The sequence below is a fragment of the Alteromonas gracilis genome (assembly GCF_043642145.1).
Taxonomy (GTDB): domain Bacteria; phylum Pseudomonadota; class Gammaproteobacteria; order Enterobacterales; family Alteromonadaceae; genus Alteromonas; species Alteromonas gracilis_B.
Genome location: NZ_JBHZRZ010000002.1, coordinates 307,355 through 322,633, shown reverse-complemented (window position 1 = coordinate 322,633; position 15,279 = coordinate 307,355). Strand labels below are relative to the sequence as shown.

16 protein-coding genes are annotated in these 15,279 nt (G+C 44.4%); 8 read left to right on the top strand and 8 right to left on the bottom strand.

Going from position 1 to position 15,279, the window contains the following annotated elements; genetic code table 11:
- Positions 1-41: 41 nt before the first annotated feature.
- The 3 genes from ACHUFN_RS05520 (at position 42) to ACHUFN_RS05510 (ending at position 3,248) form a co-directional block, all read left to right on the top strand.
- A complete protein-coding gene (locus ACHUFN_RS05520; protein ID WP_394221307.1) occupies positions 42-1,166 on the top strand; it encodes a zinc-binding dehydrogenase in 1,125 nt (374 codons plus the stop codon).
- Between the two features lie 228 nt (positions 1,167-1,394).
- Positions 1,395-2,216, top strand: coding sequence for an endonuclease VIII (gene nei, locus ACHUFN_RS05515; protein WP_394221306.1), 822 nt, complete (start codon positions 1,395-1,397; stop codon positions 2,214-2,216).
- 96 nt (positions 2,217-2,312) lie between these two features.
- Entirely contained in the window at positions 2,313-3,248 is a 936-nt protein-coding gene (locus ACHUFN_RS05510) for a GNAT family N-acetyltransferase (protein WP_394221305.1), read from the top strand.
- A 57-nt stretch (positions 3,249-3,305) separates the two neighbouring features.
- Here ACHUFN_RS05510 and ACHUFN_RS05505 read toward each other — a convergent pair whose 3' ends face one another.
- Positions 3,306-3,980 (bottom strand): nitroreductase family protein, encoded by a 675-nt coding sequence (locus ACHUFN_RS05505; RefSeq protein WP_394221304.1) that lies wholly within the window; start codon positions 3,978-3,980, stop codon positions 3,306-3,308.
- Between the two features lie 122 nt (positions 3,981-4,102).
- Positions 4,103-4,471 carry a hypothetical protein gene (locus tag ACHUFN_RS05500; protein ID WP_394221303.1) on the bottom strand — a complete coding sequence of 123 codons (369 nt, stop codon included), beginning with the start codon at positions 4,469-4,471 and terminating at the stop codon, positions 4,103-4,105.
- A gap of 343 nt (positions 4,472-4,814) precedes the next feature.
- On the opposite strand from ACHUFN_RS05500, the gene ACHUFN_RS05495 reads away from it, so the two are divergent.
- Entirely contained in the window at positions 4,815-5,261 is a 447-nt protein-coding gene (locus ACHUFN_RS05495; protein ID WP_394221302.1) for an aspartyl protease family protein, read from the top strand.
- 80 nt (positions 5,262-5,341) lie between these two features.
- Here ACHUFN_RS05495 and ACHUFN_RS05490 read toward each other — a convergent pair whose 3' ends face one another.
- From ACHUFN_RS05490 to ACHUFN_RS05480, 3 genes are all read right to left on the bottom strand, one after another.
- Complete coding sequence (locus ACHUFN_RS05490) at positions 5,342-5,719, bottom strand: hypothetical protein (protein ID WP_394221301.1); 378 nt, start codon at positions 5,717-5,719, stop codon at positions 5,342-5,344.
- 107 nt (positions 5,720-5,826) lie between these two features.
- On the bottom strand, positions 5,827-6,135 hold the full coding sequence (locus ACHUFN_RS05485) for a hypothetical protein (RefSeq protein WP_394221300.1): 309 nt from the start codon (positions 6,133-6,135) through the stop codon (positions 5,827-5,829).
- Positions 6,135-6,683, bottom strand: coding sequence for a YaeQ family protein (locus ACHUFN_RS05480; protein WP_394221299.1), 549 nt, complete (start codon positions 6,681-6,683; stop codon positions 6,135-6,137). The genes ACHUFN_RS05485 and ACHUFN_RS05480 overlap by 1 nt, the downstream gene beginning before the upstream one ends.
- 292 nt (positions 6,684-6,975) lie before the next feature.
- On the opposite strand from ACHUFN_RS05480, the gene ACHUFN_RS05475 reads away from it, so the two are divergent.
- Positions 6,976-7,617, top strand: coding sequence for a peroxiredoxin-like family protein (locus tag ACHUFN_RS05475; RefSeq protein WP_394221298.1), 642 nt, complete (start codon positions 6,976-6,978; stop codon positions 7,615-7,617).
- Between the two features lie 128 nt (positions 7,618-7,745).
- On the opposite strand, the gene ACHUFN_RS05470 is transcribed toward ACHUFN_RS05475, so the two are convergent.
- From ACHUFN_RS05470 to ACHUFN_RS05460, 3 genes are all read right to left on the bottom strand, one after another.
- Entirely contained in the window at positions 7,746-8,309 is a 564-nt protein-coding gene (locus ACHUFN_RS05470) for a class GN sortase (RefSeq protein WP_394221297.1), read from the bottom strand.
- Complete coding sequence (locus tag ACHUFN_RS05465) at positions 8,306-10,735, bottom strand: marine proteobacterial sortase target protein (RefSeq protein ID WP_394221296.1); 2,430 nt, start codon at positions 10,733-10,735, stop codon at positions 8,306-8,308. The genes ACHUFN_RS05470 and ACHUFN_RS05465 overlap by 4 nt, the downstream gene beginning before the upstream one ends.
- A gap of 155 nt (positions 10,736-10,890) precedes the next feature.
- A complete protein-coding gene (locus ACHUFN_RS05460; protein WP_394221295.1) occupies positions 10,891-11,844 on the bottom strand; it encodes a YihY/virulence factor BrkB family protein in 954 nt (317 codons plus the stop codon).
- Positions 11,845-12,340: 496 nt separating this feature from the next.
- Here ACHUFN_RS05460 and ACHUFN_RS05455 point away from each other — a divergent pair, with 496 nt between their 5' ends.
- From ACHUFN_RS05455 to ACHUFN_RS05445, 3 genes are all read left to right on the top strand, one after another.
- Complete coding sequence (locus ACHUFN_RS05455; RefSeq protein ID WP_394221294.1) at positions 12,341-12,892, top strand: type 1 glutamine amidotransferase domain-containing protein; 552 nt, start codon at positions 12,341-12,343, stop codon at positions 12,890-12,892.
- A gap of 159 nt (positions 12,893-13,051) precedes the next feature.
- Positions 13,052-13,744, top strand: a complete 693-nt coding sequence (locus tag ACHUFN_RS05450; RefSeq protein WP_394221293.1) for an SDR family oxidoreductase — start codon at positions 13,052-13,054, stop codon at positions 13,742-13,744.
- Positions 13,745-14,138: 394 nt separating this feature from the next.
- The gene (locus tag ACHUFN_RS05445; RefSeq protein ID WP_394221292.1) at positions 14,139-15,026 is read left to right on the top strand and encodes an SDR family NAD(P)-dependent oxidoreductase; all 888 of its coding nucleotides are present in this window, start codon (positions 14,139-14,141) and stop codon (positions 15,024-15,026) included.
- Positions 15,027-15,279 lie beyond the last annotated feature (253 nt).

The following is a 15,279-nucleotide window of genomic DNA, read 5'->3' as shown; positions in this document are numbered from 1 at the left end:
GCTACACATTCCGTATTTAATCATCAGGGCGAAACACCAATATGAATAAATCAAATCAACTATTTACGTTAATCACGTCAGAGGGTGAACTTCAGGTATCTCTAAAAGAGGTTGATGTACCAGAGCCTAAGCCACACGAAGTTATTGTTCGTATGGAAGCGTCGCCCATTAACCCCTCAGATATGTGGCCAATGTTTGGCCCAGCAAGTCTAGATAAAGCAACCTATGATGCAGACCAACGTGCGTTAGTTGCGCCAGTGCATAAACCTTTGCTTAACCGTATAAAGTCGCGCCTAGATCAAACTCTGCCAATTGGCAATGAAGGCGCTGGCACTGTGGTCGCCGCAGGTGACAGTAAAGAAGCGCAAGCATTAATGGGGAAAACCGTTTCTATTCTTACGGGGGCGTCTTACACAGAGTTTGCGTGTGTGCCTGTACAGGCTTGTCTACCTCATATGGACAGCACCACGCCGCAACAGGCCGCGTCTTCTTTTGTTAACCCATTAACTGCACTAGGCATGGTTGAAACCATGCGCATGGAAGGGCACAAAGCCTTAGTGCACACAGCCGCAGCGTCTAACCTTGGGCAAATGCTAAATAAAATTTGTTTAGAAGAAGGTGTAGAGTTAGTAAATATTGTACGCAGCCAAAAACAAGTGGATATCCTTAAAGGAATTGGCGCAAAAATAGTGCTCGATTCTTCTAGTGAAAATTTTAAAGCCGAGCTATACCAAGCTATCGACAGCACTGGCGCTACCCTAGCGTTTGATGCAATTGGTGGCGGCGAATTAGTAAGCGACATTCTTACCATGATGGAAGCGTCTGGCAGCAAAGACGCTAAAGGCTTTAATACCTACGGTTCAGACACGAATAAGCAGGTGTATATTTACGGTGGCCTAGATTTTTCTCCAACAATTCTAAACCGGGCCTACGGCATGACCTGGGGAATTGGTGGCTGGTTGCTAATGCGTTTCTTAGGCAAGCTTGATAAAAAGCGCGTTGGTGAGCTTTACCAAAAAGTTGCTTCTGAAATTAACACTACGTTTGCGTCGTCATACACTAAAGAGCTGGGCTTAGAAGAAGCCCTGCAGCCTGAGAATGTGGCGATGTACAACGCGAAAAAGACTGGCGAGAAGTATCTGATTGTGCCTAACAAAAGCCAGTAACGTTATTAAGGTGAACGGAGCAATGCTTTGAAGCTGTAACGACTCGAGTTCGCATTAATAAGCAAGGCCTGCTGATCTTTGCTGTACATACTTCGTTTTAAGTGCACATCTTGGATTCGCAGGCCTTTTTGTATTAACCACATAAACGCGGCTGCTACACCAAGGTTCATTTTCGAACTAGTAATAGCTTACCAATAAGCTACAGCAAAAAGATTACAGCAAAGAAGAATGCCTGAAGGTCCTGAAATTCGCCGTGCTGCTGATAAAGTAGAATCGGTTTTAAAAGATACTCCACTTGAAAAAGTGGAATTTGGCTTAGCGCCACTTATCCCATATGCACGCCAGCTAGAGGGCGAGCGTGTGCTTAATATGGAGACGCTCGGAAAAGCGCTTATCACCCATTTTAGCAACGCGCTGTCGATGTATTCTCATAATCAACTTTATGGCGTTTGGCACACCTGTAAACGTAACAATATTCCCGACACAAAGCGCCAACTGCGCGTGGGGCTTCACACCGCTTCCCACAGCGCTATTTTGTATAGCGCCTCAGACATCAGCATTTGGCCAACGCAAACCATACACGAACATCCGTTCCTACAGAGAGTAGGGCCCGATGTTCTGAACAACGCTGTAACGGAAGTGCAGGTGTTAAAACGCCTTCGTTCAAAAGCATTCAATAATCGTGCATTAAGTGCGCTGTATCTTGATCAACGTTTTATGGCGGGCCTCGGTAACTACCTTCGTAGTGAAATATTGTTTGCCGCTGGCGTTCACCCTTCGCTTAAACCTTCGCAATTAAATGACGAAAAGCTAAGTGCGCTTGCACATCACACATTGGCTATTTGCAAGCGCAGTTACGAAACGGGGGGCTACACTGTTTACACCGAGCTGCGTGAAGTGCTAGAAGCACAGGGCAATAGCTATGAAGGTACGCGTTTTATGGTGTTCGATCGTGAAGAGCAGCCGTGCAGAGTATGCGCCACACCCATTCGCAGGCAAACATCTAATGGTCGACGCCTTTATTGGTGCAGCCAATGCCAGACGAAGTGACTAAACTCTCTTATTCTTGATGACTAATTAATAATCTATTTGACTTATTTTCAAAACCGAATAATTATATCCGTAACTGGTTACGGAGTTGGTAAAATGAAAGCATTTAATGAGTTGGGGCACATTGCATTAGGCACTGCTTTACGGCAATTGGCGGCGCAGGTGTCGAAAGATGCAGAGTATACCTACGAGAAATTTGGGTTTGATATAGAGCCTAAATGGTTCCCAGTATTTTATGTGCTTGCCGCTAAAGGCGCTGATTCGGTTGTAAACATTGCCAAAGAGATAAACCACTCTCATGTGTCGGTAAGTAAAATCGTGAAGGAAATGAAAGCCCGCGACTTAATTGAAAGCTATAGATCAAGCGACGATTCACGGGTTACGTTGGTGGCGCTAAACGAAAAAGCGAAGGCTATGGTGCCCCAAATGGAAAAGCAGTGCGACGTCATAGACAAAGCCATGCGTGAGTTGAGGGAAGAAACCGGTATCGATTTATGGGAGGCGGTTAGCGTAGTCGAAAGACATCTGCGTTATCGCCCGATAAGTGCAAGAGTTGATAGTGATACTTCAGATATTAAAGTAGTAGATTTTGCGCCTAAATATCGCGAGGCATTTAAATCGCTCAATGTAGAGTGGATCAGTAAATATTGGGAATTGGAAGCGCCCGATCTAAAAGCGCTGGACAACCCTGAAGGCTACATTTTAAATAGGTCAGGCGTAATTCTAATTGCGTTAGAAAAGGGCGAGCCCATTGGCTGCTGCGCGCTCATCAAGCAAACAGCCGATACATTTGAACTTGCCAAAATGGCGGTTTCACCTAAAGCCCAAGGTAAAGGGGTAGGGCTGCTTTTGGGAAAGAGTATTGTCGAAAGGGCGCAGCTTATGGGGTTGAAGCGACTTTATTTAGAAAGCAATTCATTGTTAACCCCCGCAATTAGCCTTTACAAAAAGATAGGGTTTCAGCACATAAAAGGTGCTTCATCGCCTTATGCGAGATGTGATGTGCAAATGGAACTTTATTTAAACAAGTAATTTTTAAACAGAAGCAACAATAAGCTGTGTCTCATTGCTGCCTCTGTTTTAAAGCTTCTACAAAAAGCTAGCAATCTCGGTTAAAGACTTCTTTTGCATCGCGTGCGCTGGAATTGTGGCGTCTTCAGCTGGGTACCCAGCAATAATAAGCATGTATGCGCGTTCATTGTCTGGTCGCTGGCACACTTCTGTTAAGAAGTTCATGGGCTTCGGCGTGTGTGTTAGCGTTGCCAAGCCCGCATTGTGAAGCGATGTAATCAGCATACCTACGGCTATACCTACCGATTCATGCACGTAATAATTCTGGCTTTTCTCTCCGCTTTCCGTTTCACCAAACTTCTGGCTGAAAACGGCAATCAACCACGGCGCTGTTTCTAAATAGGGCTTACTTGCATCGGTGCCCAATGGTTTTAAATCATCCAACCACTGTTGGCCTGCACGCCCACTATAAAAGCCTCGTTCGTGGGCTTCTGCTTGTTCGCGTATTTGCTGTTTAACGCTACTCGATTGTATAGCCGCAAAATGCCAGGGTTGATGATTTGCCCCGCTTGGCGCGGTGCCGGCGGTAAGGATACAGTTTTCAATAACGGCCTTGTCTACAGGCCTATCGCTAAAGTGACGGATACTGTGACGACGCTGCATTGTTTTTAAAAAATCGGCGCTTCTAGAAAGCATTTCCTGTTCAGGGTGTTCAATGAAGTCGCTAAGCGGTGAGTGGTCGTGAGGTTGCATTTGTTATCTCTTTTCTTATTGGCACTTTACGTCACTGTATCGCTTGTAGGCTTTTATTGAAAATAAAAAAGCGGCTCACTTTGGCAAAAGTGAGCCGCTTTATCGTATTAAATGGCGAATGATTAGTGACGCTTAAACGGTGGGCGTTTACCACGTTTTTGCGTGTCGCTTTGCTCTTCTAATGCTTCAAGCTGAGCAACATCGTACACTGGCATCATAGTCGTCACTCTGCGATAAGGAGGTTTACCGCGCATAACAACCTCTTTTACCTTAACGTATTCAACCGCTTCTTGGCCTACCGACTCTAGTTGCGCAACATCGCTTACCGATAGGCTGACCACTTTGCGTTTAAATGGAGGCTTACCTGAATAGTCAACAACTTGCACATCAACCGTTTCTTCAGTAGATGCAGACATAGCCTGAGCTGCATTAGCGGTAAAGCCAAGTGAAACTGCCGTAATTAATGAACCCAATACATAGCGTAATTTCATGTCGTGTCCTCTTTTTGACAATCTAATATTTATACATTGTATGAGCGAAAAAGTTCGAAACAATGACGATTGGTGATAGGTGTTTGCTATCACGTTGTGGAATATGAGTGATTTGAGCAATCAAGCGAGTAAGCAAGCCTTCAGGCGAAGGGTTAGTTGCGTTGCAAAAAGGTGCTCAAGCGTGGTGCGATTGGCGCTATTTGTTGCACTGGGATGGTGCCGCTGAAAAGAGGAAGTGAACAGAGCTTGCGTAAAATCAATCGCTTACTGTTTGGCTTTTATCTTGCTGCTTAGCTACACCTATTGAAATCAGATGCGCTTTGCGTGGACGGTGTAATTAACAATGAGAACGTCTTTATCAACTTTGCTTTTACTCACGTTGACGTTTGCAGCATCTGTGTCGGCAATAGAACAAAATATTCCACTTTCACAAAGTAGAGGCGGTACCCTTTACCTTGAGGCTACGCTTGAGTCGAATGTGAACGCATCATTTTTACTCGATACTGGCTCTAGCTTGTTAACACTTAATCAAGCCACGTTTGATGCACTTACTCGAAATCAGAAGTTGTTAGCTACACGTACGTCAGCGGCAAGAATGGCAAACGGAAAAATCCTTAAAGTGTCACAGTATCAGCTAAACTCAGTTCGCATTGGCAATACCTGCGAGGTAGGGCCTGTAGAAGTCGCCGTTTTGCCGAAAGGCAATAATATTCTTGGTATCAACACATTATTACGCGTTGCGCCTTTAACGATCACTTCAGACTCTGTGATTTTGGCTGGATGTGAGTAAAACCAGATTTAGGTTGGTGCGGGCTTCAGATAAAAAAGCGAGCCGCTAAGCTCGCTTTAAACATCTAGGCTAAACGGCGTTTAGTTATCGCACTCGCTAACGTCACCACCCATTTGTTCTTTCATTTTCACGCAGGCTTCGTGGGCTTTTTTCGCCGCCGCATCTTTTAACTCACCGGCTTTTTCAGCAGTTGCGTCATACGCATCAGAGGCCATTTTTTTACCGTCTTCATAAGCGTCCGAGGCCATTTCTTTGCTTTCTTCGTAAGCTTCGCTCGTTGCGTTTTTCGTTTTGTCCCACGATTCAGCTGCGTTTTCTTTCGCGCTGTCGTAGGCGTCAGCGGTTGCTTCGCCCGCCTTTTCCATCTCTTTCTTTACTTCGTTTTTAGATTCTTCGCTAGACTCACTGCAGCCCATTAAAGACAGAAGTAGTGCTAACGCCATTGCTTTGGTTTTCATTGTGAAGCTCCTTTTGCAGGAAAAGTGACAGGTTAAACATTGACCAGCCTCAGTCTAACCCACTTATTTTGTAAAGGGTAACTAGACTTTATGAGGAAAGAGGCGTTTTACGCCTCCGGACCTTCGGTTGTAAACACAAGGTGTCTGCGCATATCCTTCAAAACAACGCCTTTCTTAAGAAGTGCTGCGCTTAAACGCCTTTGCCACTTTTTAAGCTCTGGCTCGGCCAGCGCCAGCGCTTCTTCATTTTCAAACTGAAAGCGAAGTAATAATGAACCTGGGAATTGATGATACTGAACGTCAAACCAGCATTGCTGCATGCCATCAAGCTCTTTAAGGCCTTGTGCTTCCAAATTGTCAGCTACGCTAAATACCAGTGCTTGTTGTTTTAGTTGAACGGCAGAAAGCTTTTTCATTACATTAACTTCTCAATAGTAATTTCAACGCTTTCAGTTACGTCGGCCCCTTCAATAGTTAGCCACATTTGCCCATCTTGAATAGTTACCTGAATTTGCATAGAGCGGTGTACGGCGTTTGCGAGCGTTGAAGCAAGCGACTCGGGTAAGGTATAAACCGACAAATTTTTTCTTGTGTGCAGTTTGTTGTGTTCTTTCTTCCACCACACGTCAAAGCTGTTGTCAGCATATGAGTAAATCATCATTTGCTGGCTTTGGTTGCAGCCCTTTTTGATGCGTTGCTCAGACGGCTGACCCAGTTCAATCCACAGATCTATTTCATCGCTGAAACTTTTTTGCCACAAATCAGGCTCGTCGTCATCGGATAAACCTTTAGTGAACTGCAAACGTTCGTGAGCATTCGCGATAAAAGCAACCACGCGCAGCATCATTCGCTCATCGTTTTCAGAAGGGTGACGAGCAATAGTTAAATTATGGTCGTTATAATAATTGCGATCCATATCGGTTATCGATATGTCAGCTTTAAAAATGGTCGCTTTTAGTGCCATGGTTTTCTCATCAATTCAAATTTTGCGTGCTAAACAGTAATTAACGTTAGAGTACAACGACTGCTAGCAATTCTGAGCGCATAGTAACAGTTTGCCAATAGAACACCTCATAAAATTACAGTAGCCTTTTGCTTTGCGTACGAAAATTGAATGAGCATGTCGACGAAGTATTGTTATTAACATTCCTTTACATGCTTTATAAAGGTATGAAATTTTTGCTCTAGTGTCGCGGTCCTTTTAGGGGCGCGCTTTGCGCGAATGGAAAAAATACGAACAATTATTGGAAAACACCATGAAAAAACTTTTCGTTATGGCCGCTTTTGTACTGTCTAGTATTGTTTGCGTTACCTACGCGGCATCGCTAGAACGTGGCGCTATTGCACAAGATGCCAGCTCAGTAACCCCTCTTTTAAATGGGCAACTTGCTCCTAAAACAACCCTTAAAATGGCCGACGGTTCGCCAGTAAGTTTACAAGCGCTTACCATGCAAAAGCCTACCATTGTGCTTTTTTACCGAGGTGGTTGGTGCCCATACTGTAATGAGCAGCTTGCACAGCTTAAAGATATAGAAAACGACCTAGTGGACTTGGGCTACCAAATTCTGGCGATTTCACCTGAAACGCCAAAGCGTTTACAAGAGCAAAAATTGGAAACAGAGTTTCTCGTTACGCTTTTGTCTGATGAAAAGTTAGACACTATTCGTGAGTTTGGCGTTGGGTTTTATTTAGACTCGGCAACAGAAGAGAAATACAAAAAGTACGGCATAAACCTTACTGTAGATAACAACGGTAAGAGCGTGTTGCCTGCACCGAGTATTTTTATGCTTAATAAGAAAGGGCAGGTATTGTTCAGCTATGTGAACCCTGATTTTAAAGTGCGCCCGTCGGCAGACTTGGTGTTAGCGGTTGCGAAAACACTTAAAGAAGAGATGTAAGTAACCGAAAAACCTTATCGCTTTTTTCATTATCGATAAGGCTTTTTGTAGTTTCAAAGTACTTACAATACGCCCAAAACCCATTCAAACGGCACTCAATAAGCAGCAGAATAACGCCTTAAAAACAGCTACGAGGGTTTGAGTTCAACCACCAGTCTCAAGCTATTTTCTTGAGCAATTGTATGAAACGGATAGCAGGTAACTAAATACAGCTTCTGTTCGTTAAGCGTAAGCTGTAGTGCACTCTCTTCTATATCAACAATGCGTTTCGCAGCGACTTTATATGGGTGCCATAGCCCGTTACGGGTTTGCAGTTGTAACGCGTCATCTATATTCACATCGGCGAGAAAGGCAAAGTGCGTATCTTTGTGCCCGCCAATAACGCTAGTAGCACTGCCGAGTTCTCCTGAATTTGCATGTCTGCCAGGCCCAAAGGCTAGCGAGTTCCCTTGCGCGCCCTCAAGCACGTAAAGATCAGTATTGCTATTGGGGTGAACAAGTCTGCCAACAGGCCATGTGTCTGCCCATTGCCATGGCTTAACGTTCTTACCACTTTCTAGGGTTTCTGCCCACGCCTGCTTTATAAGTATTTGTGCCAACTCTGCCTTCACCGCTATCCACCCTGCACGACCAAAGCTTACGATTGCCCCCATCACTAGTAGCAAACCAGCCAGTGTTTTCATTTTAATCATTCCGGCTTGCCCCAGTGAACTGCTGGCTTACTACTTGAAAGTGGCCGCGTGCCCCTTTGGCGCTCGTTTTTGAGTAAATAGGTAACTAAGAGCTCGGCCTTACCTGCGTACATAAGCAGTAAAAGCAAAAGGGCAGTGCTGCCGAAAACAAGGAGAAGGTGTATACCAGCTGATGTTTGCGGGAAACTCACTGCGCGCATTTGAGTACCATCTGGCATCACGTTTTTTAAGTGCTCAAGGCTAGCATCAGCAGATTGAGGTTTTGATACCGACTGTTCAACAGCAGCAAAGCTGGTGTAGGCTGTAATTAGCTTGTGCGATAAGGCAACGTTGAGAATATCGCGTATGACATCTTCTTCATTTCTCCCCAGTGCTTTTTGATCCATTAACGCGGCAACTTTCTTGCGTGCCCACGCAGTTGCAATACCCGAAGACTGCACCGAATCTTTTTCTGTGAGTTGTGCTTGTTCTTGCCCTTGTCCTGAATCTTGCCCAGTAAACACAGCTTGAATACTGCGCTGCCACTTGTGAACATTCCCGTCTTTGTCGTTTAAAACTCCGCTTAACACTACATTGTGATTTAGTTCGCCCTTTTCATCTGCACTGGTAGCACGGTTTTCTATTTCAATAACATGAGGTATTTTTAAATTAATAAGCAACGGCTCACCAGCATATAAATCGGGTAGGCGTTTGGGGTAAGTTTCTATATTTTCTATGTGTTGTACGCTATCAGGTAGCGTTAGCGTAAGGTTACTGAGTACAGGGCTTTCAAGTTTGGTGAATAAACGCTGCATTTCGGTTTGAATATTATTGCTGTTATTAATAAAAACGTAACTGCCTCGCCCAAATTGTGCCGCTCGAGTCATAAAATAGCTGTTAGGGGCGCTGCCAATACCCACGGTAAAAAGCCTAGCGGTATTAAGTTCTTTTTCAATTAAAGAGAAAAGCGCCGGTTCATTCCCTACCGCACCGTCGGTAATGAACACCACTTGTTTAATATGATTTTCATCGGGCGTAGTGGCTAATGCTTCAGCCAGTGCCCCAGCCATTTCCGTGCCTCCATTGGCATTAAGCCCCGCTATAAAATACATGGCGGTGTTTATGTTATGCGCTTGGGTATTAGTTGGTTGGGCAAACAGCTTGGTGAAACCTGAATTAAAGGCAATAACGTTAAATCTGTCTTTTGCATCTAGCCTTTTAATGGCCAGTTTTAACGCCGACTTTGCGTCTTCAATTGGCCGACCTGCCATTGAACCAGAGGTGTCAATTACGAAGGTGACCTCTCTGGGGAAATCTTGAAGATCTTTAGGGTTCACTTGCGGTGGCGTAAGCATCACCAAAGCGTAGTGATCGCCCCCAAAATTCTCTGAAAAATAGCCGGCGTGCGGTGTCATGCTTTGTTGCGGTTGCCAACTTATCCATAAATCTCTATCCATTGTTGTGTAATCACCCTCCAAAGAAACGCTGTATTGGTACTTACTGTTTTCAACCGACTGCCAGTTGAGTTGATGGCTTTTACTTACAATTGATTTAAGCGCCATCCCAGCTTTTAGCGTGGCACTGAAGAAAAGCTTGTTGTTGTTGGTTGGTGTGTTTCGCCAAGTGTCTAGCATGAGCGGCGTAATTTTATCGGCGTCAACCACTTCATTTGTGGGAAAAGCCCAACCTGTGACGGCGGCAGTGTGACCTGTTTTTTCTGAAGCTGTAACGGTTTTGGTATCAGCGTTGTTCGCTACGCGTGAATAAGCACGTTCTTCTAATGCTGTGTCGTTTAAATTTTTTAGAGGAATGCCTGGAATGTACCGAGGGGTTAACGTGGTGGGTAGATGAAAGCTGAATTCACCGTTTTCATACGTAACCTGCTGGATATACTGCAACGTTACTGTTATCTGCTCACCGGGGGCGATATTTGCTAAATGTTGAGTGAATAAGTTAGGCCGCTGTTGCTCTGTAAGGCTGGCTTTTTTACCCGCTTTTTTCGCTGCATTGAAAACTTTTTCAGCGTCGGGCTTAGCTTTCAATTGACCACGAATAATCCTGTCGCCAATGCGCATTTCCATACTATTAATTGCGGCGTTTTCATTAAACGGAAAGGTATACACGGCGTGCTTCCACTCTTGGCTGTTGTTGGTAAATTCTTGCGAGTAGGTAACATGTGCAATCATACCGTTCACATGAAGCTCAACATGGGTGGCGTGTAATAGGGCAGGTGTAGCCTCGCCGTCTTCATTTTGAAGCATAAGTTCGCCAGACTCGGCGCGACTCAGCGGGCTTACCACCACACCAAGTAAAAAACACAGTAAAGAAACAAGAATTAGCAATGTACGATTGCGAGGGCGAGCAGTAGCTTGCCGCTCTTTAAACCATGGTTTGTGAGTGTTGGTAGGCGTGAAGTAATCGCGCTTTGGCGTTCTGGAAAATAACATAATGTAAGCTCGTTATCAGTGACGATACTTACTATTAAACGCCGTAAATAAGGCGAACTATGAACGCCAATTATGGCGAATTAATGAGAAATTATGGCGTTGTTCAAGGAAAAGGGGCGAGAGGTTGATAAATAGCTATCGCCCCAATTGTTGGGTCAGTGCTTTACATCGTCGGGTGTATTGTCGGCTACAAAGGCGTTTCTTTCACCCATGGGCTTGTCTTCACCTACGGTGCTGTCTGCGGTGGTTTGCAGCTCTATGGCTGAATTAACTTCGGCGCCAATTAGAATGATGTAAGCCGTTAAATACAGCCACATCAGCAAAATGATAATACCTCCTACTGAGCCATAAGTTTTGTTGTAGCTTGCGAATTCGTTAAGGTAAAACGAAAAGCCGTAAGACGCCACTACCCATAAAATAGTGGCTAATACAGAGCCTGGCGTAACCCATCGCCACTGTGGCTCTCGGCGGTGAGGAGCATATCGATACAGCGCTGATAGCGCTATGTTAAAAAGCACCAGCATAAACGGCCACGTTATCCACATGGCTTGCTCGGTGCTTATGGAGTTTACTGTCATCCACGCAATTGCCTCTGGTAAAATAGTAATGCATGCAAGAGCCACAATGACGGTTAAAATCATGAATATTGTGCAGGTAACGCGCGCTACAATTCCTTTAAAAAAGTTTCTTCCTTCCGCTTCACTGTAAGTGATGTTGCAGGCCTTTATGAGTGCATTGGCGCCTTTACTGCTGCTCCAGAGCGACAATAGCAACGTGAACAAAAAACTCCACCCCAATGCGGTATTCGATTTTTCAGTAAGGTTTTTAAGCTGTTCTTCAATAATGTAGCGGCTGTCGCTTGGTACAACATTTACCAGTAATGCCATATGGTTTTGTAGCTCAGAGGGCGACACCGCTAGCCCATAAAGCGCAATGGTTGCCGCCAAAAGTGGAAAAATAGCCAGCAAACAATAAAAAGCTACGCCAGCAGAAATAAGTGGAATATTGTCTTTTTGAAGGCTAGTAAAAATACGCTTCAAAATACTCCACCAACTTTTCAAAGAAAGTTCCATTGCAGATTTGGCGTGATCAAAACGTTCCTTGCTCATATGTCCTCGTGTCTTGCCTAATATGAAAAACCTCTACAAGTTGATACATAAAATTCCGTAAGTCGGCTTACATCGTCGGCTAAAAACAGGTTCGTCACTTCTATTACAAGTCATAGGGAATAATAAGCTAAGCGTTCAACCGCTGCATAAACACGATAGCAAACTAAATCAGCCTTTAGAAACTGGCTGAAAGTGCATTGCAGCTAGCTATGTAAATCATTCACACGGTTTGAAGATGTGTACGAGGTTTAACCATGAAGTAACTGTCTTTTGATGTTAAAGCTCAATAAAAGCAATAGGTTATTGAATTTGGGTTTGATGGTTTACAACTTGCAACCTTCACCACAACGCAAACACTGTATGCCAACTGGTTACAGAACGAGTGAATTAATTGTCAGATGTGCTCCAAGGCTTAAATACTTCATGTATTAAGACTACATGTCGGAGCGGGGCACTGATTGACTTTAATTTACGTCTTCAAGAAAGGAGTGAAAACATGAGCAGCACACAAAACCTTAAGGGTAAAAAAGTGGCTATTCTTGCAACGAATGGTTTTGAGCAAAGTGAACTTATTCAGCCTAAAGATATATTAATTGAGCAAGGCGCAGACGTTGAAATTCTGTCAATCGATGATCAGTCAACCATAAAAGCGTGGGACGAAGATGATTGGGGTAAAACCGTAGATGTTGATAAACAAGTTACTGCGGCAAATCCAGAAGACTACGATGCGCTTGTACTGCCAGGCGGTCAGATAAACCCCGACGTGCTGCGCACAAACAAAGACGCGGTGGCATTTATTAAAAGCGCAAACAATACGGCGCGTATTAAAGCAATTGGAGCCATTTGTCATGGCCCATGGCTGTTGGTGGAATCTGGTTTGGCGAAAGGCGCTACGCTTACGTCGTTCCCCAGTATTCAAACCGACCTTAAAAATGCTGGCGCAAACTGGGTAGATGAAGAAGTGGTAGCACATTCGAAATTAGTAACCAGTAGAAACCCAAATGATATTCCTGCGTTCGTGAACAAAATAAGCGAGATGATAGCCTAGCGCTTTCCAAACTAATTTTTAAAGCGGGAACTTTCACGTTTTTTCTTTGATAAATGCGATGTTAAAAAGAAATGAAACAAACTGTGATTTATCGCGTTGAATAAAAGTTTAAAACACAGCGTAGCTAACCGTTGCCGCTGATGATAAGAAGGAGGATTTATGTCTAGTACAAACAACAGTAAAAAGGTTATTGCTATTACAGGTGCGTCAAGCGGTATTGGTAAAGAGACGGCAAAGCAGCTGGTTAATGAAGGCTTTAAGGTCGCGCTTCTAGCCAGAAGTGAGGATAAGCTAAGCTCGCTTGTTGAAGAGTTAGGTAACGAAAATGCGTTTGCTGTGAAGGCCGATGTAAGTAACTATGACGAGGTAAAAACGGCTTTTAAGAAAGTGAATGACCACTTTGGCCGTGTTGACGGCATTTTTGCAAATGCGGGGCGTGGCGCAAAAGCCGCAGGAATAGAAAAGGGCGATGTAGAAGACTGGAACGGAATGCTTGGTGCAAACGTCAACGGGCTACTTTACACAGCGAAAGCTGGGCTTCCTTACCTACACAATACAAAAGGTCACTTTATTATTACGTCGTCGGTGGCAGGTCGTATTGCGCTTAAAGGCTCAGTTTACGGTGCAAGCAAGTGGTTTGCCTATGGCTTTGGGCAAAACTTGGCTGAAGAAATGCGTGAATGGGGCGGCCGATGCACAACTATATGCCCAGGTATGGTCAATACGCCATTTTTTGATGAACCCAAGGAAGACAAGCTTCAACCGGCAGACATTGCTAAATCTGTGCTGTTCGCGCTTAACGCCGACGAATCGGCCTGTATTCGAGAAGTCTACGTTATGCCTGCGAAATAGGCTGGTAACGTCTACTCAAGGCGCTTTACCGAAACGGTTTTGATTCCAACTTAAACAACCTCAAGGGGCAGAATAGTTTTCTGCCCTTTTTTGTATCCACGTTTAAAACAATGAATGGAACTAGCTTATTTGTGCTGTGCATCAAGGATAAGCAGGTACTAGCCCACACCAATTCAATTCAACCAATTAATTTCATGAAGCTATTTAAATTAGCCAAATAAATTATTTTCCTTAGTGCTATCGCTCTACTCTGATTATGTTCAAAAAAACGCTATGTTTTAGCAAACCTCAAACAAGAACAACGCGGTGCTAATTGAATACCCGCGCAGTGTTAAATCGACAGCCGCGATACATTAAAAATAGCGCAGCGGTACAACAATAATAGGAGAGTTGGATGTCTAATGAATTTGCAGGTAAAACCGCCATCATTTCGGGTGCCGCTGGTGGAATAGGGCTAGCATTGGCTGAAGCGTTAGCAACCCAGGGCATGAATATCGTAATGGGGGACATTGATAATACTGCCCTTGTAGAGTCGGGTAATGCACTGCGCGAAAAAGGATTTAACGTATTAACCTGCGCCTTAGATGTAACTGACTATGCCCAATGGGAAGATATTGTTGCTAACGCAAAAGAGCAATTTGGCAAGGTTCATATGGTAATCAACAATGCTGGCGTGGGCGGCACACCAGGGAAAGTGGAAGACTCAGAACATGAAACCTGGCGCTGGGTACTAGACGTTAACGTTATGGGGGTGCTTTACGGGGCCCAAGCTTGTGTGCCTGCAATTAAGGAACACAAAGAGGGCGGCTGGGTTTTAAATGTGGCGTCTATGGCTGGCATGATGGGAATGCCATACGCGGGGGCTTACTGCGCGTCGAAGGCAGCAGTTGTGTCTATGACAGAAAGCTGGGTAGCTGAACTTCAACCGTTTAGCATACACACCTCGGTGTTATGCCCCGCGTTTGTTAAAACGCGCATTCACGAGTCGTATAGAAACCGACAGCAAAAGTATGCGGTAGCGACTGAAAAGCGCATTGATAAAGATAAGCTTAAAGCGGGCGCGCAGGCCGCGACTATGGCGGTAGAGTCGGGCATTCCCGCGTCGATGCTTGCTGAGCGCGTTATTGAAGCGCTTAAATCTAAACAAACCTATATTTACACGCACCCCAATTATCGCAAGGTAACTAAAGGGCGCTTTAAGGCCATTGACAGTGCGTTCGCGGATGCAGAGCAAAGCCCTGTCGTGGGTCAATTGATTAATGACGACATTGTCACCTTTTAATTTAGCACATTAATTCTGGTGTTCTCCGTTTTTAGAGTTATGCAAATGAATGAGTTAAAAATAATGGTATGTTGAATAGGTCTCATGTTTTCGCTAAAACTCAGAATTATCACATGCTCATTATTTTTAACTTTCGTATTGGGCTGTTGGTCGTGCGTTACATTGTAACTTTTTGCATTTGCAAGTAAGTCTATAGAGTTGTAATACTACAAACTCAACTGAGCCTTGCGCTCTTACAAACACACTGGATAAC